This is a genomic window from Paenibacillus forsythiae T98 (assembly GCF_000520735.1).
Classification (GTDB): Bacteria; Bacillota; Bacilli; order Paenibacillales; family Paenibacillaceae; genus Paenibacillus_AQ; species Paenibacillus_AQ forsythiae.
On sequence record NZ_ASSC01000248.1, the window covers coordinates 1 to 1,972 of the forward strand.

General features: G+C 53.2%; 2 protein-coding genes. One reads left to right on the forward strand and one right to left on the reverse strand.

Annotation, left to right across the window (positions count from 1 at the left end):
- Positions 1 to 1,090: NAD-dependent epimerase/dehydratase family protein (locus tag L692_RS0108575; RefSeq protein WP_025698984.1), on the reverse strand; the 1,090-nt coding region annotated here is incomplete at its 3' end.
- 169 nt (positions 1,091 to 1,259) lie between these two features.
- Between L692_RS0108575 and L692_RS0108580 the strand changes: the two genes are divergently transcribed.
- On the forward strand, positions 1,260 to 1,972 hold a 713-nt coding region (locus L692_RS0108580), incomplete at its 3' end, for a beta-galactosidase (RefSeq protein WP_025698985.1).

Here is a 1,972-nt window from a genome sequence, read left to right on the forward strand (position 1 = left end):
TAATATAGATCAGCTTCAAATCAAGTCCGGTATATGCTGTGCTCTCCAGCGGACTGTCGATCAAGGAAAGTGCGGCAAAGGCAATCAGATTCTCGGCATAAGGCAGCAGACGGTTCAGCTTCTTGCGCAGAGGGGAGCTTGTCCTTGGTCCGGGGGTTCGCCCGGATTTCTCGTCCTTCTTCTCGGCTTTCCAGCTGAAGGTTCTATGCAGCCCTTCCCGCAGAGAGTATTTGGGAGCCCAATCGAGAGCATGCATGATTCGGCTGTTGTCCAGCGCTGAATAGCGAACCTCGCCCTCACGCGGGGAAGAATAGGTGATGCCCGCAGCGCCGCCTTGCACAATCTGAAGCTCATCGATCAGCCCGTTAATCGAAATCTCCCGGCCCGCCGATAAATTATAGACGCCGCCGATCGGGGAGTAGGAGGCCCTGAATATCGCGTCGGCCACATCCTCTACATAGATGAAGTCGCGGGTCTGATTCCCGTCTCCGTATACGGTTAACCCCTGTCCTTGCATCAATTGGTTCATGAAAATGGAAACCACGCCGCCCTTGCCCTTATTCCCCTGACGCGGGCCGTATACATTAGAGAGGCGGAAGCACACGGTATCCAGTCCGTATAGCTCCTTCCATTTGGCGCAGTAGGTTTCCCCTATCATTTTATTGATGCCGTAAAGGGAAGAGGGGGCAAGGGGAGCGGTTTCAAGTATAGGAACATCTTCATTGCTTCCGTAGACCGCCGCCGAGGACGCGAAGATAAATTTCTCTACGCCATGGCGGCTCGCCATAGTCAGCATGTTGGACAAACCGAGAACATTGGACTCCGTATCCTGAAGGGGAGACTCCATGGAAGCGGCGGCATCGATCTGCGCGGCCAGGTGGATCACGGCGTCGAACCTGTTGCTGCGGAACACTTCCTCGCATTTGGGATCATGAATGGAAAGAATGTACCCTTTGTGCGCAAATTGGATATTGGGTTTGCTTCCCGAGGATAAATCATCAATAATGTAGACATCGTAGCCTTCCTTGTGAAAGCGGTCGGATACATGGGAGCCGATAAAGCCGTAACCGCCTGTTACTAACACCTTCATAATGCTTCTCCGTTCTATCCAAAAAATAATAGACTTTATGACTGCTTGGGATTCCAATATTATACATCCTAAAGACCTAGTTTGACTAGTTCTCCAGTATGAGAAAATATGAATGAAGACGAAATTTTGCGAACCATTGTTCATTATAATCAAAGCGAGGAATAATTGCATGAAAAAAAAGAAACCCATCTTCACGGCGGCGGGCCTGATTGTAACATGCGCCGCTCTATTGTTATTGTGCGGCGGAGCAACGAACGGCAGCCGGAAGCCCGTCATGGCCGTCCGCTATCCGGTCGAAACCGGAGCCGTGCTGCATAATCCGTATACCGGATTTACAGCGGACGCGCGGGACCCGGACCATGTGCTGCAGCCGGTCACGCTTGTGCATGCCAATCTGAGCTGGAGGGAGCTTGAGCCGGAACCGGGAGCCTACGATTTCGAAGGACTGGAAGAGACCTTCCACTTTCAATACTGGAAAGAGCAGGGTGTCCGGTTCGTGCTTCGGGTGGTGCTTGATTATCCCCGGGAGGACCGTCATCTCGACATTCCCGATTGGCTGTACAAGGAAACCGGAGAGAAGGGGAGGTGGTATGATCTTCCCTACGGAAAAGGCTTTAGCCCGGATTACTCCAGCCCCGTGCTGATCGCTTCGCACCGGAAGCTGATTGAAGCTCTTGCCCTGCGCTATGGCAACGATCCTGCCGTTGCCTTTATTCAGCTTGGAAGCATTGGCCACTGGGGAGAGTGGCACACGATGAACTCCGGGACGGGCCGCATTCCCTTTCCGGCGCGCAGCATTACCGACCAATACATAGAGCCTTATGTTCAATATTTCAGCGGCAAGCCGCTGCTGATGCGCCGGCCGACAGCGGCTGGGGGGCG